The organism is Virgisporangium aurantiacum, assembly GCF_016863635.1.
Classification (GTDB): domain Bacteria; phylum Actinomycetota; class Actinomycetes; order Mycobacteriales; family Micromonosporaceae; genus Virgisporangium; species Virgisporangium aurantiacum.
The window spans coordinates 88,820-109,497 of the sequence record NZ_BOPG01000081.1 but is presented as its reverse complement, the minus strand read 5'-3'; the positions used below and the strand labels follow the sequence as shown (position 1 = coordinate 109,497).

Below are 20,678 nucleotides of genomic sequence, written 5' to 3'. Positions count from 1 at the left end.
GCAGTCGAACCGTGCGACGGGTTCGGTACCGGTGCCGACCGCGGCCCGCAGTTCGGCGGCGTTGGCAAGGGCGACGGGCCGCAGTTCGATGGTGTGCGGCCCGCAGGTGATGCTGTAGCCGGCGCGTTCGATTAGCAGGCCACCGGCGGGTGCCTCGGGGTCGGTGAGGGTTGCGATGAAGTCTTCGATCCGGTCGGCACGCACGGTCAGGCTCCGCCCGCGCCACGGTGACGATGTCGGTTTCTTGCCGAGCGGCTGCTCGACGTACACGCTGCCCTGGACCCGGATGCGGGCGGTCTACCGCCTGCTCGGCCTGACCCGCCGCTACGGAGACCAGGCGGTCAACGCCGCCTTGCGATAAGGCGCCGACCGCCCGACCCGTTCGCTCATCCGCGACCAGTTCAACGCCCATCTGGACGCTCGCCGCAGGCGACAGCATCGCGACACCACATCTGCCAACGGGCTCGGCTGGGTCAACGGTCGAGCGTACTGCTGTCATCGGTCCGCTGCACGTGGGCGCCGGTTACCGCATGTTCGCCTGCTCGTCGATGTCCCAGACCGCTTTCGAGACCTGACGTTCCATCGCTTCGAAGGCGTCTTCCAGGGCTGCGAACTCAGCGAACAACGCATGCTTGTCGTTCATGTTCTCCATCGCGGTCGCCCTTGCGATCCATGAGGCGACATCAGCCATCGTCAGCGGATAGTCGCGGCTCCGAAATACGGCATCGTCGAAGATCGCTTCTACGTCGTCGTCATCGACCTGCATCCACCGAATGGCATCGCCGGGGCGCATGCGGTTCATGCTGTTCTCCTCGATGTAACCAAGTCCGGATTCGATGTCTTCAAGACGTTCGAGCAGATGCGCGACCAGTGCCTCACGTACGGTCGCCAAATCGAGCCCAATGTCTTGCCGGAGCTGCCCGGCCGCTCGGTGGGGCAGGTCGAACGGGTCGTCGTGGCCACTGGAACCGTCTCGGAAACGTGAGAGTTCAGGACCGAATGGTCCGACAATGATCGAACCCGGGTTGTAGTGATCCAGCACCGTGCACGCGATGTCGAAATAGATCACTACCGCCGGATGGAGCACCTCGACGCGATGCTGGTCGCGGTGGTACGTCTCGTTCCGGTAGTCGTGCAGCTTCTTCAGCGCTGGCGCAACCTCGGCAGGCAGCAGGTGCCGCTCGACCAGGAAGTCAATCTTGTCACCGAACACGCGGTCGATCTTCTTGCGCTTGGCCGTCGGCGTCACCATCGGTGCCAGCCGCTGGATCTCAGTGGCGAGCTGGTCGCTGCTCGGCCCGCTGGTCGCGAACTGGCGCTGGATCGGGGTGCCGCTGTGCCGCCACGACTCCAGCCGGCGAAGCTGCTTTAGCTGATCGAAATGAAAACGCTCATGACGGAGTTCCGCTTCGACCATGCGGTGCATGATCAGTTCAACGGCACTGTCGAGGAGGATGAGCGCCAACCTGAGCTGGGGAATGCGTCCGATGACAATCAGGCGCTTGACCTCTTCAAACTGTACGATCACCAGCTCCAAGCGCTGCATCGTGGCCAGCCTCCCCGTGATCTCTGCCCGGCGGTCGAGCGTCCGCTCCTTCACGGTAAAGACCTGCACCGTCGCCGGCACTGGAGTTTCGGCCGGCAGTGTTACTGATGCCCAGACACCTCGGCGAACGGCTCAGGACGCGGCGATGGTGTCGAGCACGTACCGCGGGCCGGGGCGATCGCGGAGCGAGCCGTCAGATGGCCGTGGCGGGCCTGGATCCTGTGCCGGAACCTCGACGGCACGGTCCGTCACGTGGAGCGGACCCGGCGGTCCGGGCCAATGCCGAACGGGCGCCTCGGTCATGTTGGCGGAGGCCTATCCGAGCCGCCGGAGTCGTTGCCGTCCTTGCCTCGACTGCCAGCCGCAATCAAATCTCCTCGGCGCGCATCGCGAAGTCGAGGTCGCCGACGAACATCGCGATCCGTCCACGCCGGTCGATCAGCGCGTCGAACTCGGCGAGCGCCGGCCGGGCGTGCGGACCGACAGTGTGAAACGCCCGCCGGAGCGGCAGCGCGACGTCGCCGTAGGTAGGCCACGACCTCCGGTAGGTTCGACGCGACGCCAGCGAGGGCTTTCCGGTAGGGCTTCGGACCGGTCGATCGGCGGGGTCCGCCGGTGACCGGCCGGTGCACGACAAGGCCAACTACCGTGCACGCCGCCGCCCACAGCCGCAGCGGTCCGTCCAGACGCGCTGATCGGTACAAGGTCTTCTGCCCGTCGACCCAGGAACGAACGCATCCGCCTCACGTGGCACCAGGGATGATCACCGAAGTTCCAGCCGTCGGTTGGCTACAGAAACGAAGTCTCGCTCCCGCAGCCAATCGACAGATCACGCGATGTTGAGCACCTCTAGGACGTCAGCCGCTCCTGTGTCAGACACCTTGCGGCCGAAGTAGGTGTTCTGCGTCATGGAAACCTGGGCGTGCCCGAGCTGATCGGCGCCGGCGCGGGCCGACAGTCCGGCCTTGTCCATGAGCGTGGCGACGGTCTTGCGGAAGATGTGTGACGTGATGTCGGGGAGTCCGGCCCAGACAAAGGCGTCCTTGAGGTGATGGTCGACGTTCGACGGATCGCGGAGGGTTGCGACCGCGCTCGGGAAGACGAGCCGAAGCTCGCCCCAGGAAAGGTCGGACCTGGCCCAGCGCGCCTTCAGCAGTTGCTTGCACCAGGACGGGAGAACGAGCGTCCGGTATCCGGCATCCGTCTTCGGCTCCGGCTTGATGACAAGGCCTTGGCCCTTGATCCGGATGACTGTGCTCCGGACCTCGACGGTGCCCGCCTCCAGATCGATCGCATCCCAGACGAGCGCGAGGGCCTCACCGATCCGCAGACCCGTCGCCGCCATCACGTCGACCAGGTCGAGAAGGTCGCGCGAGATTGCCCGGTCGTCGTACGTCAACAGGGCCCGAAGTTGCTTGATCTCTTCGACAGCGAGCGCCTTCGCGACGCCCTTCTTCGGCTTGACGGAGATCGTGGCGGTCTCGCGTACCGGGTTCAGCTTCATCGCGTCGTGGCGGGCGGCGAACTTGCACACGTTCGAGAGAACGGTGCGCACGGTCTTGGTCAATGACGGGCCGTGGTTGTGCTTGACCGCGGTGAGGCACCGCTGGACGACTCCGATGGTCACCTCGCGGCAGCGCAGGCCGCCGAGGCTTGGGATGATCTGCTGGTCGAGGCGTTCCCGGTACACACGCTTCGTGCCGGGCGAAGCGTCCGACTCATCGAACTCCAACCACCACGCCTCGGCCACGACCTGGAGCTTGGTGTCGGGACTGATCTCGGCAGCGGTGTCCACCCACAGGCGGTCGCGGAGTGCTTCCTTCAGCGCCCGCCCGGCAGCCGCCTTCGATGTGGCCCATCGTTCGATTTGGCGTGTCACGCCGTCGTAGTCGCGGTACAGCGTTCGGGCTATGCAACGTTTGCCGCTGCCGTAGTACCGGATCTCCCCATGCGTGCCCAATGGAAGTGACGGCCTTGCCACCGGCGTAAGTTCCTATCCACCGGTCGTCGCCTGCCTTTGCGCACGTCACGACAACTGGATCACCCACATTTTACCCACATTAAACTGTGCAAAAAGCTGCACAATCATGAATGCCCGAGAGTCCGGCGAAATCACGTTTGGCCTGCTAGACAGCAGTGTCACGCGATCATGAAAGGCGCTGAAAACCACCGAAGATTAACCGGCAGGTTTTTGGTTCGAGTCCAAATGGGGGAGCTTTCACCAGGGCAAACGTCTCGTTGATCTATTGAGATCCGAGCAATTCCCATTTATCCGGGCGTCTCCTCGGCATGTCGTGCCTGTTGATCGTCGTGCGCGTGCTCGGCCACGGAGCGCGGTCCAATGCGTCGTGGATCACTCATCGACGGAACGCCGCGTCACCGGCGGTGACGACGGGTGTGCCCGGCATGAGACCGGCGAACGCAACAGCCGCCTCCGGTGAAGGAGATAGGCGTCGGTGATGGCCAGGTTCATGCCCTTGGCGCCCATGGTCGCCCTGGTCCCACGCCGGGGTGTGGCCGCACACCTGCACCGACCGGATGTGCCGACACAACGACGGCAGCCGCGCGCGTCGATATCGGCACTTCGGCCTAAGTGATTGCAAACTGTCATCACTTCTCCTAGGGTCAGGGGTGAGCAGTTGCAGATCGCCACCACTGGGAGGGCATGGTGCCGGGCCGGTTCGTGTACTGGATGAACGTGTCACTCGACCTCAAGATCGAGCGCGCGGCGGGCGAAGAAGGCGGCGGCGACTGGCTGCGCATCGGAGAACCGTTGCACCACGAGTTCAACGCCCGGGCCAGTGCGCTGACGCTCATGGTTCAGGGCCGAACGGTCTACGAGATCATGGAGACGTTCTGGCCGGCCGCCCGCGACGACGACACGCTGCCCGGCTACCTCCGTGAGTATGGCGAGATCTGGACGTCCAAGCCGAAGGTGCTCGTGTCACGCACCCGCACCGACGCACAGCACAACACCCGGATCGTCGGCCGCGACGGCGACGCGATCGGGGCGCTGGCGCGGCTCCGGGACGAGACCGACGGCGACATCGGGGTCGGCGGCGCCACGCTCGCCACGCAACTGCTCCGCGCGGGGCTGCTCGACGAGCTCCTGCTCTTCACCCACCCCGTCATCCTCGGTGCGGGCCGGCCACTGTTCGACGACACCGACAACACCGGCGAGCCCGCCGATGCCGAACTGGACCTGCTCGAGCATGGCTCCTTCGATCAGGGTGTCACCCTTCATCGATACGGGGTGCGGGCGCACACGACAGGAGAAGACACGTGACCGCCGGCGGCTTCTCGTCGAAACGGCTGGCGCGGGTGCGGGCGCTGCTCGAGCGTCACGTCGACACCGGTTTCGTTCCGGGCATGCTGGTGCTCCTCGCCCGCCACGGCGCGGTGCACGTCGAGGCGACCGGCAATCTCGCGTTCGAGGGTCCGGGGTCGAAGATACCGATGGCGACCGACACGATCTGTCGCCTGGGCTCGATGACGAAGCCGATCGTCGCGGCGTGTGCGATGACGCTGGTCGAGGATTGCACGCTGCGCCTCGACGATCCGGTCGACGAGCTCCTGCCGGAACTCGCGGACATGACCGTGCTCGCCGATCCCGACGGTCCGGTCGACGACACCGTTCCGGCGGCCCGTCCGATCACGCTGCGGGACCTGCTGACGTACACCGTCGGCACCGGCATTGTCCCGGCCGAGCCGGGAACGGTCCCGATCGCCGACGCGATGGGCGTGCTCTACGAGGCGTCGACGCCGCCCGACGAGTGGATGCGCCGGCTCGGCGCCCTTCCGCTCGTCCACCAGCCCGGCGAGCGCTGGATGTACGACACCGCCGCCACCGTCACCGGCGTGCTCATCGCCCGGGCCACCGGAAGATCCTTCGGGGACGCCCTACGCGAGCGGGTGTGCGATCCGCTCGGTATGAAGGACACCGCCTTCAGCGTCGCCGCCGGGAACCTCGACCGGTTGGCGACGGCCTACGAACGCGACAACGCCGCCACCGGTGAGCCCGTCGTCGAGGACGGTCCCGACGGGCGATGGAGCCGGCCGGCGGTGTTCGAACGGGGTGGCGGCATGCTCGTCTCGACCGCCGACGACTGGCTCGCCTTCGGTTCGGCCCTGCACGCGGGCGGCACCCACCGCGGCGGGCGGATCCTCTCCCGTCCGTCGGTGACGCTGATGACCAGCGACCACCTGTCCTCGGAGCTGAAAGCGGTCTCCGGGTTCTGGCCGGGCTATTTCGACGCCCTGGGCTGGGGTTTCGGGATGTCGGTCCGCACCCGCCGCACGCACCTCGGCCCCTCGGTCGGCGGCTACGGATGGCCCGGCTTCTACGGCACCGCCTGGTACAACGACCCCGCCGAGGACCTGACCGCGATCGTCATGATGCAGCGGGCCCACGCGGGCGACCAGCGGCTACCGATGTGGCACGACCTCTGGACCGCCGTCTACCAGTCGATCGACGACTGACAGAGCGAGCGGCGCGATCCCGAAAGAAACTTCGACGGGGTTTGTCGTATCGGGTCGGTTCTCTTCGTCGCCTTGACAGGAGACCGGCACAGAGCCGGTCGGCTTACCGCCGGAGGGCACCATGACCACCGTTCTGAACCCGACCCGCCCCGCCGTCAGCTCGCTGATCGTCACCGGAATCGCCGCAACCGCCGCAGCCGCCGTCGCCACCATGACCGTCGCCGCCACCGGCCACGCCGCCGGCATCAGCCTCGACCTGGCCGGCGAACCCATCCCCGTCACCGGCTTCGGCGTCCTGACCACCGTCTTCTCCCTCATCGGCCTCGTCCTCGCCGCCGTCCTGCGCCGCACCGCCACCAACCCCCGCCGCGCCTTCGTCCGCACCACCGTCGCCCTCACCGCGCTGTCGCTGGTGCCCGACGTCATCGTCGACGCCGCACCGCAGACCAAGGTGTTGCTGATGCTCACGCACCTGGTGGCCGCCGCCATTGTGATTCCGGCGGTCGCCCGCCGCCTGAACAGCACGCGTTGAGCGGGCGGCTGCCGGACTGGGCCCGCCGGATCGCTCAGTATCGCCCGCGCGGGCCCGATTGGTGCGGGTATGAAGGCTACCGGCGAGGGCCATCGGTTGACCCGCCCGTTGGCGCTCGCCGGTGGCCTGGTCGTGCTGTCGGCGGTGTGGTTCGCCGTCGGGCTGGTACGGCCGACGCCGACGTTGCTGGGGTGGCTGCCGGCGATGGTGAGCGTCCCGACCGCGGCCACCCTGTCGTGGCGGGCGGCCGGTCCCGCGGCGCCGCGGATGTTCTGGCGGTACGTCAGCGTCGGCGTGAGTCTCGTCGGGCTCGGCGCGGTGTTCAACGCCTATGACACCGTCGCGAGCGACAACCACAACCAGCACGTCTCCGGCACCACCTCGGCCGTGTATCTCGCGGGTCTGCTGACGATGATGGTGGGGCTGCTGCGCATTCCCGGTGTGCGGCACACCCGTGGGGCGTGGATCCGGTTCGGGCTCGACCTCGCGACGGTCCTCGTGACGGCGTTGACATTCGCCTGGCACCTCGTGGTGCCGCGCTGGGAGGACTGGTTCGGCGGCAGCGCCGGCGACACCTGGTCGGTGCTGACGGTCGTCGGCGGCGGGTTCATCTGCGTGCTGGCGTTCGTCAAGGTCGCCTTCACCGGCACCGGCCCGATCGACCGGCGGGCGTTGCACCTGCTCGCCGTGGCCGGCGCCGTCGGTGCGGGCGGCGGGTCGCTCGCGCCGCTGCTGGCGACCCGGCCGTGGCTCAACACCGGACACGTCGTCCTGCCCGCCACCTGCCTGGTGCTGTGTCTGGCGACCAACCGGCAACTGCACGCCGCCGCGGCCGGGGCACCGGCGCCGGGCCGGATGCCGGGCCGGCGGATGAGCGTCATGCCCTACACCGCGGTCGTCGCCACCGCGACCCTGTTGCTGTTCTCCGCGGTGCACCACGCCACCGACATCGTGATCGTGGCCGCCGGCGCGGTCACCGTGACGGTGCTCGTCGCCGTGCGGCAGGCGATGGCGTTGCGCGACAACGGCACCCTGCTCGAACAGCTCGACACCCGGCTGCGCGAACTCGACGCGTACCAGCGGCGGCTCGCCCACCAGGCCAGCCACGACGCGCTCACCGGCCTCGCGAACCGCACGGTGCTCCAACAGCGCGACGACGTCACCCCCACCGTGCTGCTGGTGGACCTGGACGGCTTCAAGGAGGTCAACGACAGCTTCGGCCACCGCGCCGGCGACCAGTTGCTCGTGCAGGTCGCCGACCGGCTGCGCACGTCGGTGCGCACCGGCGACCTCGTGGTGCGCCTCGGCGGCGACGAGTTCGCCGTCCTCCTCCCCCGGGCCGAACCGGGCGCCGGCGAGGAGACCGCCGCCCGCATCACCGCGGCCTTCGACGTGCCGTTCGTCGTCGACGACATCACGCTCGACATCGAGGCCAGCATCGGCATCGTCACCGCGACCGCCGGCGAGGACATCGACACGGTGCTGCGGCACGCCGACAGCGCCATGTACACGGCCAAGCGGCACCGCCTCCGGGTCACCCGCTACGACGAGACCCAGAGCCACGACACGGCCGCCCGGCTCACCCTGCTCGGTGACCTGCGCCGCGCCCTCGACGCCGGCGCCATCGAACTGCACTACCAGCCCAAGGTGTCGATCCGCTCCGGTGAGCTCGTCGGCGCCGAGGCCCTGGCGCGGTGGCAGCATCCGCAACGCGGAGCGGTGTCGCCGGCCGAGTTCGTACCGGTGCTGGAGGGCACGAGCCTCATCCACCGGTTCACCGACCACATCCTCAACCTCGCGCTGGGGCAGGTCCGCGAGTGGCTCGACGCCGGACACCGCGTACCGGTCGCGGTCAACGTCTCCACCCGGTCGCTGCTCGACACCGACTTTCCCGACACCGTCGCCGCCGCCCTGCACCGCGCCGGGGTCGACGGTGAACTGCTGTGCGTCGAGGTCACCGAGAACACCGTCATGCACGACCCCACCAACGCGATCGAGGTGCTGCGCCGGATCCGCGCGCTCGGTGTGCGGGTCGCCATCGACGACTTCGGCACCGGGTACTCCTCGATGGCCTACCTGAAGATCCTTCCGATCGACGAGATCAAGGTGGACCGCACGTTCGTCCGCGACATGGCCACCGATCGCAGCAACCACGTACTGGTGGGTTCCGCCGTCGACCTCGGACACAACCTCGGGCTCACCGTCGTCGCCGAAGGGGTCGAGGATCTGCCGACCGTCCAGGCGCTGCGCCAGCTCGGCTGCGACGTCGGGCAGGGTTACCACTTCGCCCGGCCGCTGAGCGTCGGCGACTTCGTCGCCTACATCACCCGCCGGGATCTGGCGACGAGCCGGCCGTAACTACCCGAACATCGCGGCGACCGACGCGACGAACGCGGCCACGTCGCCGCCGCCGACGAGCGCCGCGAGCGCCGTGTCGAGCTGGCTGTTCCGTTCGGTGTCGGCCACCACGCCGTGCGTCAGGGAGCCCACCACGACCGTGGCGGGGTCCTGCCACGCCGCCATCGCGGTGGTCAGATAGTCGTTGTATTTGCTCTTGTCGGCGTCGACGCGGGCCGCGATCGCGCGCTTCTGGACGCTGAACGCGTCCTGGCCCTCGGGCGAACCGCAGGCGGTGAGCCAACTCTCCGCCGCGGCGCGGTGCGGAGCGCCCTTCGGCAAGGTGAACGTGTCGCTGAGAAAGTTGAACACCCCAGCGGTACCGGGCGAGACCACCACGTCGTAGTCGGCCGTGAACCGCAGGCCCTTCGCCCGACCGAAGTAGGCGTCGGCCCAGTCGCCCATCACCGTGTACGCCGCGGTTCCCGCGACGACCTTGTCCAGCGCCGACTGCCAGTCGCCGCCGTACGTCTCGAGGTCGGAGACGTCCATGACCCGGCGGAACGTCTCCACCGCCGCCGTGACCTCGGCCGACCGCCACGTCGTGCGACCGTTCCACAGTCCCGTGTACCGCTCGGCGCCCAACTCCCCCAGCAGCACGTTCTCCAACAGGTGTTTCTGGGTCCAGCCCGGCCCGATCGACAGGGCGGTGAGGTTCTTCGCCTTCAGCGTCGTCGCGTCGGCGAGGAACTCCGCCCAGGTGCCGGGTGGCCGGGCGATGCCGGCGGCGCGCAGCGTCGCGGGGTTGTACCAGAGGAGATTGGACCGGTGGATCGCCACCGGCACCGCGTAGATCTTTCCGTCGACGGTGACCGCGTCGAGGAGTGCCCGGGGGAACTTGTCGAGCCAGCCGTTCCGCTCGTACAGGTAGGCCAGGTCCTCGACCTTGCCGGCGCGGACGTCGCTGGCCAGTTCCAGCCCGGCGTGGATCTGGTACGAGTCGGGCGGATCGTTGGCGTCCAACCGGCTGGCGAGAACCGCTCGCGCGTTGGTTCCGGCGCCGCCGGCGACGCTGGCGTTGATGAACTGGACGTTGGCGTTCTGCTGCTTGAAATAGGCGATGAGAGCGCTGTAGCCCTCGCTCTCACCCGGCCCGTCCCACCACGAGAAGACCTCGACCTTGTCCGGCTGATCCGACTCTCCCCCGCCGGTTCCGGACGAGCATGCCGAGACCGCGACCAAGGTCCCAAGGGTGAGCAACGCGCGGCGGTGCATCAACCGAGACTAGGCGGCCGCCGGGGTGCCGGTCTGAACATTCGCTTGACTGGCCGATTCCGCTACCGATTTGGACGGACGCAGGGAAACAGGTCCGCCATGGAGGAACGACCGGTGCACGACAGACGAACGGCCGACTTCGTGCGAAGTCGCGGCGCGCGCACGTTCACCAACCTCCGGATCAGTACCAAGATCGTGACCGTCGCCCTGGTGATCTCGTCGATCTTCGCCGCGATAGCCGTCGTCGGCCTCGTGAGCATCAGGAACCTCGCGGCGCAACAGGAGCACCAGTACCGCACGAACGTGCTGGCGCTGTCGCACATGACCGAGGCCCGCTCGGCCGTCGGTTCCCAACTCGAGGCCGTCGTCTCCCACATCCTGTCCGAGCCCGGCTTCTACCGGAACCAGTACGAGAACGCCATCAAGGAGACCGACCAGCGGCTGGACACCAACCTGGTCGCGCTGCACCAGGTGAACCTCGCGCGGTCCGAGATGCAGGCCCTGGAGTCGTTCGAGTCGCTGCTCGAGATGTGGCGCACGGCGCGCGACACGGCGCTGGCGGCCAGCCGGAGCGGTGACCGGCAGAAGGCGACGACGCTCCTCCTCGTCAGCTCCGAGTCGGTGGCGCGGAGCGTCAAGACCCGTGCCGACGCCGTGCTCGGCCAGCTTGTCGAGTCGGTGGCCACCGCGGCCCGGCAGTCGATGGCCAGCAGCAAGGCGACCGAGCGCTTCATGCTCCTGTTGCTGGTGGCCGGCGCCCTCATCGCGGTCACGCTCGCGTTGCTCGCCGCCCGGACGATGTCCCGTCCGCTCCGGGAAGCCGTCGACGTGCTGACCGCCGTCGGGCAGGGTGACTTCCGGAGACGGCTCGCGGTGCGCGGCAACGACGAGTTCGGGCAGATGGGTCAGGCCCTCAACGAGACCCTCGTGGCCCTGCGCGACGCGTTCGCGGGACTGCGTCACGAGGCGTACCACGACAGCCTCACCGGGCTGGCCAACCGCGCCCTGATCCGGCAGATCCTGACCGACGCGCTCAGCCGGCCGACCACGTCCGTCGCCCTGCTCGTCATCGACCTCGACGGGTTCAAGGAGATCAACGACACCTACGGCCACAAGGTGGGCGACCTGTTGCTGATCACCGTCGCCGACCGGCTCCGCAACGGGCTGCGGAGCACCGACGACACCGCCGCGCGCCTGGGCGGCGACGAGTTCGCCGTCCTGCTCGACGGTTTCGAGGACCCGGCCGGCGCGTACGAGGTCGCGGACCGGCTGCTCGCCAGCATCGGCGAACCGTTCACCGTCTCGGGCATCGAACTGCGGCCACAGGCGAGCATCGGCATCGCGCTCCGCCGCGAACACACCGACATCGACGACCTGATCCACGACGCCGACGTCGCGATGTACGCCGCCAAGGCGGCGGGGAAGAACAACGTGGTGCGGTTCGAACACATGACGGCGGCGCTGTAGACGCTTCCATTCACGGGGGTGGTCGGCGTAAGGTCGCCCCCGAAGCAGACGCACTCGCGGGAGCTCGATGCATCGGGCTGAGAGGACGGCTATGGCGCCGTCGACCGCATGAACCTGTCCGGGTAATGCCGGCGTAGGGAGCAGCAGTGAGCGAGTCGACCACCAGCCCCGCAGCCAGCCCTGTCACGGCGCAGTCCGAGGCGCCGCTCTCCTTGACCGAACCCCCGCCCCGCACGTTGAACCTGCGCGCCTGCCTGGGCCTGTGGGGCAACCTCGGCGTCAGCCTGCTGCTGCCGGTCGCGGCGATGTACGTGGTGCTGCCCGGGCGTCCGCTCGCGGCCACCATCACGGCGATCGTCGTCGGCGCGGTCATCGGCTCGGCGCTGCTGGGGCTCGGCGCGGCCGCCGGTGCCCGGGAGGGCGTGCCGGCGATGGTGCTGATGCGCGGCCTGCTCGGTGGGCGGATGTCGTACCTGCCGACGGTGTTCAACCTGGTGCAGTGCGTCGGGTGGGCCACGTTCGAGATCGTCGTCATCGCCGAGGCGGCCTCGCGCGTGCTCGACCTGCCGCGCTGGCCGTTCGTGCTCGCCGGCGGCCTGCTGGCCACGCTGATGGCGCTGCGCCCGCTCGCCGCCGCGCGGATCCTGGCGCGCTACGCCGTGTGGGCGGCACTCGCGGCGGTGGTGTACCTGTTCGTGGAGGTCGTCCGGCACCCGCTGCCGGAGATCAACGACTACGGCGCGGTGTCGTTCTGGGCGGCCGTCGACATCGTCATCGCGCTGCCGGTCTCGTGGTTCCCGCTGGCGGCCGACTACACCCGGCACGCGCGCGACGGCCGCTCGGCGCTGCTCGGCACGTCGATCGGCTACGGCGCGGCGACCGTGGCGATGTTCACGCTGGGCGCCCTGGCCCTGGCCGCGTACGGCGCGGCGGGGCTCGACGTGGTCGACGCGCTGCTCGCCGTCCCGTTCGGGATCGTCGCCGTGCTGGTCCTGGTCGTGGTCGAACTGGACGAGGCGTTCGCCAACATCTACTCGACGGCCGTGTCCGCGCAGAACTTCGCCGCCCGGCTCGACCGGCGGCTGCTGGCCGGCCTCGTCGGCGTCACCGCGACGGTGCTCGCGCTGACCTTCGACATCGCCGCCTACGAGCCGTTCCTGTTCCTCATCGGCGCGGTGTTCGTTCCGCTGGTGGGCGTCTTCGCGGTGGTGTACTTCGTGCTCCCCCGGGCCGGCTGGGACGTCACCACGCACGCGCCGGCCCGGCCGGCACTGCTGCTTCCATGGATCGCCGGGTTCGTCGCCTACCAGTTGACCCTGCCGACGTTCTTCGCCGGCACCGGCGCCGGCTGGACGGCGTGGTGGACCGCCCGGCAGGAGGACCTGGGCATCGACCCGGCCAACGGCTGGTCCGCGTCGCTGGTGAGCCTCGCGGTCGCGGCGGTGCTGACGGTCGCGGTGGAACTGCCCCGGACCCGGAACTACCGCCGCCGCGTCCATTCGTAGCCGGTGGTCTCGCTCCACATGAGGGTGTGCGGGAGCGACAGCGAGCGCGGGTCGAACGTCACCGTCCAGCGGCTGTCGTCGGCGGTCCGGATCTCGACCTCACGCGGTCCACTGAAACCGACCGCGGCGACCGCGCCCCGCGCGGACGCCGCGCCGCTCTGGTAGATCTCCACCAGGAACCGGTCGGCCTGGCGGCTGAGCGCGCCGGCCCGCGACCGGAGCCGGTACCGGTCGACGTGGAAGGTGGAACCGCGGGCCGTGTAGCGGACGGCGACGACCTCGAACCGTTCGTCGGCAGAAGCGGCAACGACGGCCGTGGCTCCCCGGTCGTACCCGGTGTCGTGCACCGCGTCGAACACCGGCCACGCGCAGAGCACGAGCATCGCCGCGACCAGCCACGCGGTGACGGCGTTAATGACCCGTCGCGGCCGGGCGACGTGGGCGGCGATCCCGAGGAGGACGACCGCCGCCGTCGTCACCCCGAGGAAGACGCCCGAGTCGGCGGCGGGCATGAGGTACACGTACCGCCACGGGTTCCAGCGGGCGACGATCGCCGCGACGATCACCAGGACCGCTACGACGGCGATCCCCCGGGCGCTCCGCGTTCTGGGAACCGGCACCGCCGCATTCTCGCCCGGAGTGGTCCGTACGGGTGACCCATAGAACACATGTACGATCCCGGGATGAGCGCCGACCCGGGGCTGCGGGAGGCCCGCCGCCGCTACGTGAAGGCCCTCGACGACCTTCGCCGGGCGCGTCAACGCTTCGTCGACGCGCGGGTGCCGATGGACCTGGCCGACCGGGAACCGCCCCGGTGGACGCCCGAGCAGCACGCCGCGGTGACCACCTACGCCAACGCCTGGGCGTGGTTCGTCGGCGCCAACGAGTCGTACTGGCACGAGCGCGACAAGGGCTAATCCGGACGGGGTACGACGAAGAGACCGACCGGCACCGCGACCCGCGTCGATATGCGCAGGCCGGCCCGATCGGACGCACGTGGGGTCCGACGCGGTCGGGCGCGCCTTCGTTGACTTCACCGAGAGTGCTTGGTGCGATACGCCGTCCCATTCGAACCATTCCGGGAGGACAGGCACATGCGTGCTTCCCGTCTGAGCCGGGTCGCGATCGTCGCAGCGTTGACCGTCGGGCTGACGATCGTCGGGCTACGAACGGTCCTGGCCGAGGCCGCCACGACGAACCTCATCAGCAATCCCAGCGCCGAGTCCGCGGGTCCCACCGGCAGCGCGCCGGCCGACTGGACGTTCAGCGCCTGGGGCACCAACACCGTCACCCAGTCCTGGAAGACCGGCGGCAAGGACGGCGCACGCAGCCTCGCCATCACCATGACGGCGCGCACCACCGGCGACGCCAAGTGGATGAGCGCGCCGATCCCGGTCAAGGCCGGCACCAAGTACGCGCTCGCGGACTGGTACATCAGCACCGTGACGACGACGCTGGAGGCCGTCTACACCGACGCCGCCGGCAAGGAGACGTACGTGTGGCTGGCCGACGTGCCGGCGAGCGCGGCGTGGAAGCAGGCGGCGGCGAGCTTCACCCCGCCGACCGGCGCGGTGCGCGTCTCGGTGTACCACGTGCTGGAAGCCAAGGGCAGCCTGCAGACCGACGCGTACACGCTCACCGACACCACCGTCTCGACGCCGCCGACCAACCCGCCGCCACCGGTCACCCCGCCGACGATCGCGATCAGCGCGCCGGCGAACGGCGCGACCGTCAACGGCACCGTGCAGGTCACGGCGACCGCGAGCAGCGACGCCACCGGCGTCACGTTCAAGGTGGACGACGTCGCGCTCGGCGCCGAGGACACCACCGCGCCGTTCGCGGCCACGTGGGACACGAAGACCGTCACCAACAAGGCGTACAAGCTCACCGCGACCGCGCGCAACGCGGCCGGCGGCCAGGCGTCGACCGACATCACGGTGACGGTGAACAACGCGCCGGTCGGCAACCCGCCGCCGCCACCGCCGCCGCAGCCGGGCAACCTGATCGCCAACCCCGGCCTGGAGACGGGTTCGGGCGCCACGCCCACGTCGTGGACGTCGTCGAAGTGGGGCACGAACACCACGAAGTTCACGTACCCGTCGGCCGCGCACAGCGGCAGCCGGGGTGCGCGTACCGACGTGACCGCGTACACGAGCGGCGACGCCGCCTGGCGGCCGAACCCGGTGACGGTCACCGCCGGCAAGTCGTACAAGTACACGGGCTGGTACCAGTCCAATGTGGACACCGAGGTCGACGTCGAGGTGACGATGACCAACGGCACCGTGCAGTACGCGTTCCTCGCCGCCGCACCGGCCTCGGCCGGCTGGGCACAGCTCAACGCGACGTACACCGTGCCGGCGGGCGCCTCGAAGCTCACCGTGTTCCAGCCGATCGCGAAGAAGGGCTGGCTCGTCAACGACGACGCGTCGCTCACCGAGTACACGCCCGCGAAGTTCGACCAGGCGCGGGTGAGCCTCACGTTCGACGACGCGTGGCGCTCGCAGTTCACCGCCGGCATCCCGGCGCTGAACAAGTACGGCATGAAGGCGACGTTCTACATGCTGACCGGCGAGACCGCCGACCCGCAGTACATGACCGTTGACCAGATGAAGCAGATCCAGGCCGGCGGGCACGAGATCGCGTCGCACACGATCGACCACCCGCACCTGCCGACGCTGTCGGCCGCCGAGATCGACCGGCAGCTGAAGGACTCGCAGGCGGCCCTGCGCGGCTGGATGGGACCGGGCGTGGCGAAGAACTTCTGCACGCCGTTCGGTGAGTACAACAGCACCGTGGTGAGCACCGCGAAGACGTACTACCGCTCGCACCGGTCCACCGACGAGGGCTTCAACACGAAGGACGCCACCGACGTCTACAACATCAAGGTGCAGAACATCCTCGGCACCACGACGCCGGCGCAGGTGGGCCTGTGGATCGACCAGGCGAAGCGGGACAACTCCTGGCTCGTGCTGGTCTACCACGAGGTGGGCGCGAACAGCGCGGTGGAGGACCCGACGTACTCGGTGACTCCGGCGAACCTCGACGCCGAACTCGCGCTCATCAAGGCGAAGGGCATCACGGTGAGCACCGTCGACAAGGCCCTCGACGCGGTCGTCCCGCAGCTCGGGTGAGGGTGGCCGACCGAATCGGAGCGGCGGCCGTGACGCTGGTGGCACTGTTCACCTGCGCCGCGGCCGCCGCGCCGCCGTTGTTGCCACCCGGCCCGGCGACCGTGCTCCGCGTCGCGCAGGCCGGGTACGCGGTCGGTACGGCGAAGACCGCGTACTTCATGGGTCCCTCGGCGGCATTCACGGTGACCGACGACGCCGGAGCCACGGTGCTCACCGGCACCACCGGACCGGACCGGGGGCGCTGGAACGCCGCGTACCCGTCCGTTCGTCCGATCGATCTGTCCAGTGTGGACACTCCCGGCCGCTACCACCTCGCTGTTCCCGGTGTGGCGCCTGTCGGGTTCGCGGTCGAATCCGACGTCGCCGCCCCGCTCGTCGCGTCGATGACCGGGTTCCTGCGGTCCCAGCGCGACGGCTCGCACGGCCTCGACCGGCGGGCCCAGGTGTACGAGTTCGCGGGCCTGGACGCGTCACCGTCCTATGTGGACGCGTCCGGCGGCTGGTTCGACGCGGGCGACTACCTGAAGCTGACCGCGACCACCTCCTACGCGCTGGTGTGCCTGCAGGTGGCCGACCGCGTCGCCGGCCCGGATCCGGCCAGGACGGCCGAGATCGAGCACGGCCTCGACTGGCTGCGCCGGATGTGGGACCCGGCGCGGGCCGTCCTCCAGGCCCAGGTCGGTCTCGGCGACGGCACCGCGGGGCTGGCCGGCGACCACGACGTCTGGCGGTTGCCGCAGACCGACGACGCCCGCACCGGCCCCGAACGGCTGCTCGCGAACCGGCCGGTGTTCGCGGCGAACCGTCCCGGCGAACCGGTGAGCCGCAACCTCGCGGGCCGTACGGCGGCGGCCTTCGCCCTCGCCGCCCGCCGGTATTCCGACACGGAGCCGACCCAGGCCCGGGAAGACCTCGACCGCGCCGCCGCCGTGTACGCCGCCGCCGGCGGAGACCGGCTGGTGACCGCGTTCCCCGCGGACTACTACCCGGAGACCTCCGGCGCCGACGACCTCGAACTCGCCGCGGCCGAGCTGTTCCACGCCGGCGAGGCACTCGACGACCCGCGCGCCGGGCAGTGGCACGCCGACGCGCGCCGCCTGGCCGCGCGCTGGCCCGACGACGCGGCCGACGAGCCGACGCTGCACCTGTACGACACCACCGCCCTGGCCCACCTCGAACTCGGCGACGACGACCTGGTCGCCGACGTCGGCCGGCGGCTGGACGTCGCTCGGGACAAGGCCGCCGCCGACCCGTTCGGCGCCGGCGCCTACTACACCGAGGGCGACGCCACGGCCCGCATGTTCGGCACGGCCGCGACGGCCGCGCTCTACGCCGGGGTGACGGGCGACCCCGACGCCGTCGACGACGCCTGGGCCCAGGTGCAGTGGGTGCTCGGCGTCAACGCGTGGGGAACGTCCTTCGTGGTCGGTGCCGGCGCCGTGTACCCGAGGTGCCCACAGCACCCCGTCGCGAACCTGACCGGCACCGCACCGGCCGGCGCCGTCGTCGCCGGCCCGGCCGCCGTGGCCGACTTCGCCGACCTGGCCACCCCCGACGGCGCGAAGCCCTGCCACGCCGGCGCGTTCGAGCGGTTCACCGGCCGCGGCGCGAGGTATGTCGACGACGTTGCGGCGTGGCCCAGCGTCGAACCCACCCTGGACGCCACCGCCACCGCCATCCTCGCCCTGGCCCTCCTCACCCGCTGACGCCCGTGGGTGCGCGGCGGCGCGTTACGCGGTCGGGTCGGTGGCCATGTCGCGGTGGAGCACGGCATCGCGCTTACCGCCGCGGCGTTTGGCCTGCAGGATCAGCACGCTCGCGAGCACCGCCGCCCCGCCCACCAGCTGCACCGGGCTCAGCCGCTCGCCGTACAGCACCGCGGCCACGGCCACCACCACCGCCGGCTCGAAGCAGGAGAGGATCGCCGCCGTGGAGGCGCCGACGGCGCGGACGCCCAGCAGCAGTACCACCAGCGGAACCACGGTGGACACCACGGCGAGCACGAGGATCCAGGCCAGGCCGGCCACGGGCGGGACGGCGAGCGAGCCCGTCACCGCGCCCCACCCGGCCAGCGTGACGGCCGACGTGGTGCACACGATCGCGGTGAGCATGAACAGGTCGAGGCTGGCCGGCTGGGCCTCGGCGGCGGTCAGGTACAACGCGTAGCAGACCGCGGCACCCAGGGCCAGCAGCACGCCGAGCGTGCCGGCCGTGCCCATCGTGCCACCGGTGTTGAGCAGCAGCACCAGGCCGGCGCCCGACACCCCCAGCGCCGCCATCCGGCGCCGGTCGGGCGACTCGCGCCGCAGCGCGACGGCGAGCACCATCGTCAGCGCCGGGTAGACGTACACCAGCAGCACCACCAGTGACGCGTCGGCCGCCGCCAGCGCGCCGAAGTACAGCGCCGCCTGCAGCGCGTACGCCAGCCCCAGCCCCACGCACACCAGAACCAACCGCGGTGACGGCACCGGGGTACGCCGGACGAGCACGATCGCCCACAGCACCACCGCCGCCACCCCGAACCGGCCGACGAGCGTCGTCGGTACGGAGACGCCCACCGCGTACGCCTCCTTGGCGAAGATCGCCGACAGGCCGAAGCAGGTGGACGACACCAGACACAGCACGACACCACGCCCGAACGAGGAACCCATGCCACCGACGCTAAAGGCCGACAGACAACAGGGGTAGCCTGTCTTTCCTTGATGATCTATAGGATATTCCTATGCTGACGCTGCATCAGCTCCGCTGCTTCCTGGCCACCCTCGAACACGGCTCGTTCACGGCCGCGGCGGCGTCGCTCGGTTACGCCCAGCCGTCGCTGTCCGAGCAGGTGCGGCTGCTCGAACGTCAGCTCGACACCACCCTGTTCCGCCGGGTCGGCCGTGGCCTGGTGCCCACCGAGGCGGCCACGGCGCTGCAGCCGCACGCCGCCGCCACCCTCGCCGCCGCCGGTGAGGCCGAACGCGCGGTCGCCCGCATACAAAAAGTGCTCACCGGCACGGTCCGGTTCGGGATCTTCCGCACCGCCCGCTTCTACCTGGGCGCCGACATGGTCGCCGACGTCCTCGGGAAGCACCCCGGCGTCCGGCTGGAACTGGTCGGCCAGAACTCGGCCGAGATCGTCGAGCAGATCCGCCGGGGCCGGCTCGAGGCCGCGCTGGTCGCGCTGCCGGTCGAGGACGAGACGCTGACGGTCACCCCGGTGCTCCGCGACGAGGTGGTGTTCGTGAGCACGGAGCCCGACCGGCGGAAGGCCCCGGTGACCGCCCGCCAGCTCGCCGGCTACAGCCTGGTGCTGCCCGACGTCAGCTGGCGCGAGCACGACACCACCCGCACCCGGCTCACCGCGATCATGCAGGAGGCGGGCGCCACGCTGCGGCCCCGGGTCGAGGTCGAGGACGCCGAGACGGCGCTGGAGATCGCCGCCAGCGGCCTGGCCGACACGATCATCTCGCGCGGCGTGCTGCTGCGCCTCGGCGACCGGCTCCCGCCGACGCTGGGCTGGGCGTCGTTCCGGCCGATGATGTACGAGACGTACGCGATCGTCCACCGTCCACCGGCCGAACTGTCGCCGGCGACCCGCGCGGTGGTCGAGATCGCGGCCACCCGCATGAGCGCGTTGGCCGCGGCCGTGCAGAAGAAGCTCAGGTGACGGGTGTCAGCCCGCCGGTCCGCTCGGTGATCCGCCGCGCGCAGTCCCGGACCATCGGGCCGAAATGGGCGACCGTCTTCTCGTTGAGCTCCGACGAGAACCCCAGCGCGCACACCACCAGCGCCACCCGCCCGGTGGCGTCGAACACCGGCGCGGCGATGCCGGACTGGCCGAGGTCGTACTCGCGCACGCTGATCCCGTAGCCCCGCTCCCGCGTCCGGTCGAGCTCGACGAGCAGCAGGTCGGGGTCGGTGATGGTCTCGGGCGTGAACGGCGGCAGCACGTGCTTGTCGATCAGACTCCGGTCGCCCCAGGCGAGGAACGAGCGCATGATGGCCGGCGCGGCGAACGGGAACGTCTCGCCGAGACCGACGGAGATGTGCACGCCCTTGCCGCGTTCGGCGCGCGCGATCACGGTGTAGCCGTCGCTGCTGTTGCGCGACACCGCGAACGCGAGGAAGCCGAGCCGGCGGCTGACGTCGTTGAGCTCCTCGCCGAGGACCGCGGTCAACCGGTCTTCGACGCTGGGTGCGATCGCCAGCAGCCGCGGACCGAGCGACCAGCCGCCGCGGTCGCCACCGGTGACGGTCCAGCCGGCCCGCTGCAGGGTGCCGAGAATGCTGTAGGCGGTGCTGCGGTTGAGCCCGAGTTCCTCGATCAACGCACCGGACGGGACCGGCTCGGGCCAGTCGCGCGCGATCCGTTCCAAGAGGCGCACGGCGTTGACGACCGCCGGTACGTCACCGGTCATGGG

The 20,678-nt window shown here is 70.0% G+C and carries 18 protein-coding genes and 1 riboswitch; of the genes, 11 read left to right on the top strand and 7 right to left on the bottom strand.

The annotated features are described in order from the left end of the window. Positions 1-175 precede the first annotated feature (175 nt). Positions 176-361, top strand: coding sequence for a hypothetical protein (locus tag Vau01_RS50775; protein WP_204008459.1), 186 nt, complete (start codon positions 176-178; stop codon positions 359-361). A gap of 162 nt (positions 362-523) precedes the next feature. Here Vau01_RS50775 and Vau01_RS50770 read toward each other — a convergent pair whose 3' ends face one another. From Vau01_RS50770 to Vau01_RS50760, 3 genes are all read right to left on the bottom strand, one after another. Further along, positions 524-1,600 carry a hypothetical protein gene (locus Vau01_RS50770; protein ID WP_204008457.1) on the bottom strand — a complete coding sequence of 359 codons (1,077 nt, stop codon included), beginning with the start codon at positions 1,598-1,600 and terminating at the stop codon, positions 524-526. 313 nt (positions 1,601-1,913) lie between these two features. Beyond that, positions 1,914-2,183: a hypothetical protein gene (locus tag Vau01_RS50765; RefSeq protein WP_204008455.1), complete on the bottom strand. Its 270-nt coding sequence runs from the start codon at positions 2,181-2,183 to the stop codon at positions 1,914-1,916. 192 nt (positions 2,184-2,375) lie between these two features. Further along, positions 2,376-3,527: a site-specific integrase gene (locus Vau01_RS50760; protein ID WP_204008453.1), complete on the bottom strand. Its 1,152-nt coding sequence runs from the start codon at positions 3,525-3,527 to the stop codon at positions 2,376-2,378. Between the two features lie 687 nt (positions 3,528-4,214). On the opposite strand from Vau01_RS50760, the gene Vau01_RS50755 reads away from it, so the two are divergent. The 4 genes from Vau01_RS50755 to Vau01_RS50740 all read left to right on the top strand — a co-directional run bounded on the left by Vau01_RS50755 (position 4,215) and on the right by Vau01_RS50740 (position 8,915). Beyond that, entirely contained in the window at positions 4,215-4,832 is a 618-nt protein-coding gene (locus tag Vau01_RS50755; RefSeq protein ID WP_204008451.1) for a dihydrofolate reductase family protein, read from the top strand. After that, on the top strand, positions 4,829-6,025 hold the full coding sequence (locus tag Vau01_RS50750) for a serine hydrolase domain-containing protein (RefSeq protein ID WP_204008449.1): 1,197 nt from the start codon (positions 4,829-4,831) through the stop codon (positions 6,023-6,025). The genes Vau01_RS50755 and Vau01_RS50750 overlap by 4 nt, the downstream gene beginning before the upstream one ends. Before the next feature lie 121 nt (positions 6,026-6,146). After that, positions 6,147-6,557 carry a DUF6069 family protein gene (locus tag Vau01_RS50745; protein ID WP_204008447.1) on the top strand — a complete coding sequence of 137 codons (411 nt, stop codon included), beginning with the start codon at positions 6,147-6,149 and terminating at the stop codon, positions 6,555-6,557. Between the two features lie 69 nt (positions 6,558-6,626). After that, positions 6,627-8,915 (top strand): putative bifunctional diguanylate cyclase/phosphodiesterase, encoded by a 2,289-nt coding sequence (locus Vau01_RS50740; protein WP_204008445.1) that lies wholly within the window; start codon positions 6,627-6,629, stop codon positions 8,913-8,915. On the opposite strand, the gene Vau01_RS50735 is transcribed toward Vau01_RS50740, so the two are convergent. After that, entirely contained in the window at positions 8,916-10,136 is a 1,221-nt protein-coding gene (locus tag Vau01_RS50735; RefSeq protein WP_204008443.1) for an ABC transporter substrate-binding protein, read from the bottom strand. Positions 10,137-10,283: 147 nt separating this feature from the next. Between Vau01_RS50735 and Vau01_RS50730 the strand changes: the two genes are divergently transcribed. Both Vau01_RS50730 and Vau01_RS64865 read left to right on the top strand, forming a co-directional pair. Next, entirely contained in the window at positions 10,284-11,636 is a 1,353-nt protein-coding gene (locus tag Vau01_RS50730; RefSeq protein ID WP_204008441.1) for a diguanylate cyclase domain-containing protein, read from the top strand. A gap of 46 nt (positions 11,637-11,682) precedes the next feature. Further along, a riboswitch (TPP riboswitch) is annotated at positions 11,683-11,794 on the top strand. Then, positions 11,783-13,141 (top strand): purine-cytosine permease family protein, encoded by a 1,359-nt coding sequence (locus Vau01_RS64865; RefSeq protein ID WP_204008439.1) that lies wholly within the window; start codon positions 11,783-11,785, stop codon positions 13,139-13,141. Its footprint overlaps the riboswitch before it by 12 nt. On the opposite strand, the gene Vau01_RS50720 is transcribed toward Vau01_RS64865, so the two are convergent. Then, a complete protein-coding gene (locus Vau01_RS50720; RefSeq protein WP_204008438.1) occupies positions 13,117-13,761 on the bottom strand; it encodes a hypothetical protein in 645 nt (214 codons plus the stop codon). The genes Vau01_RS64865 and Vau01_RS50720 overlap by 25 nt on opposite strands. 63 nt (positions 13,762-13,824) lie before the next feature. Between Vau01_RS50720 and Vau01_RS50715 the strand changes: the two genes are divergently transcribed. The 3 genes from Vau01_RS50715 (at position 13,825) to Vau01_RS50705 (ending at position 17,978) form a co-directional block, all read left to right on the top strand. Further along, positions 13,825-14,058 (top strand): hypothetical protein, encoded by a 234-nt coding sequence (locus Vau01_RS50715; protein WP_204008437.1) that lies wholly within the window; start codon positions 13,825-13,827, stop codon positions 14,056-14,058. Between the two features lie 177 nt (positions 14,059-14,235). Further along, on the top strand, positions 14,236-16,272 hold the full coding sequence (locus tag Vau01_RS50710; protein ID WP_204008436.1) for a polysaccharide deacetylase family protein: 2,037 nt from the start codon (positions 14,236-14,238) through the stop codon (positions 16,270-16,272). Between the two features lie 29 nt (positions 16,273-16,301). Continuing rightward, positions 16,302-17,978 carry a glycoside hydrolase family 9 protein gene (locus Vau01_RS50705; protein WP_204008435.1) on the top strand — a complete coding sequence of 559 codons (1,677 nt, stop codon included), beginning with the start codon at positions 16,302-16,304 and terminating at the stop codon, positions 17,976-17,978. Positions 17,979-18,002: 24 nt separating this feature from the next. On the opposite strand, the gene Vau01_RS50700 is transcribed toward Vau01_RS50705, so the two are convergent. Beyond that, positions 18,003-18,923, bottom strand: coding sequence for a DMT family transporter (locus Vau01_RS50700; protein WP_204008433.1), 921 nt, complete (start codon positions 18,921-18,923; stop codon positions 18,003-18,005). A gap of 71 nt (positions 18,924-18,994) precedes the next feature. On the opposite strand from Vau01_RS50700, the gene Vau01_RS50695 reads away from it, so the two are divergent. After that, the gene (locus Vau01_RS50695) at positions 18,995-19,924 is read left to right on the top strand and encodes a LysR family transcriptional regulator (RefSeq protein WP_204008432.1); all 930 of its coding nucleotides are present in this window, start codon (positions 18,995-18,997) and stop codon (positions 19,922-19,924) included. Here Vau01_RS50695 and Vau01_RS50690 read toward each other — a convergent pair. After that, positions 19,917-20,675: an IclR family transcriptional regulator gene (locus Vau01_RS50690; protein WP_204008430.1), complete on the bottom strand. Its 759-nt coding sequence runs from the start codon at positions 20,673-20,675 to the stop codon at positions 19,917-19,919. The two genes, Vau01_RS50695 and Vau01_RS50690, sit on opposite strands and share 8 nt — an antisense overlap. Positions 20,676-20,678: the final 3 nt, after the last annotated feature.

What these genes read in the sequence shown, in the direction of transcription:
- Vau01_RS50745 (WP_204008447.1), top strand. Translation starts at nt 6,147, where the DNA reads ATGACCACCGTTCTGAACCCGACCCGCCCCGCCGTCAGCTCGCTGATC.
- Vau01_RS50715 (WP_204008437.1), top strand. Translation starts at nt 13,825, where the DNA reads ATGAGCGCCGACCCGGGGCTGCGGGAGGCCCGCCGCCGCTACGTGAAG.
- Vau01_RS50700 (WP_204008433.1), bottom strand. Translation starts at nt 18,923, where the DNA reads ATGGGTTCCTCGTTCGGGCGTGGTGTCGTGCTGTGTCTGGTGTCGTCC.
- Vau01_RS50740 (WP_204008445.1), top strand. Translation starts at nt 6,627, where the DNA reads ATGAAGGCTACCGGCGAGGGCCATCGGTTGACCCGCCCGTTGGCGCTC.
- Vau01_RS50710 (WP_204008436.1), top strand. Translation starts at nt 14,236, where the DNA reads ATGCGTGCTTCCCGTCTGAGCCGGGTCGCGATCGTCGCAGCGTTGACC.
- Vau01_RS50775 (WP_204008459.1), top strand. Translation starts at nt 176, where the DNA reads ATGAAGTCTTCGATCCGGTCGGCACGCACGGTCAGGCTCCGCCCGCGC.
- Vau01_RS50690 (WP_204008430.1), bottom strand. Translation starts at nt 20,675, where the DNA reads ATGACCGGTGACGTACCGGCGGTCGTCAACGCCGTGCGCCTCTTGGAA.
- Vau01_RS50695 (WP_204008432.1), top strand. Translation starts at nt 18,995, where the DNA reads ATGCTGACGCTGCATCAGCTCCGCTGCTTCCTGGCCACCCTCGAACAC.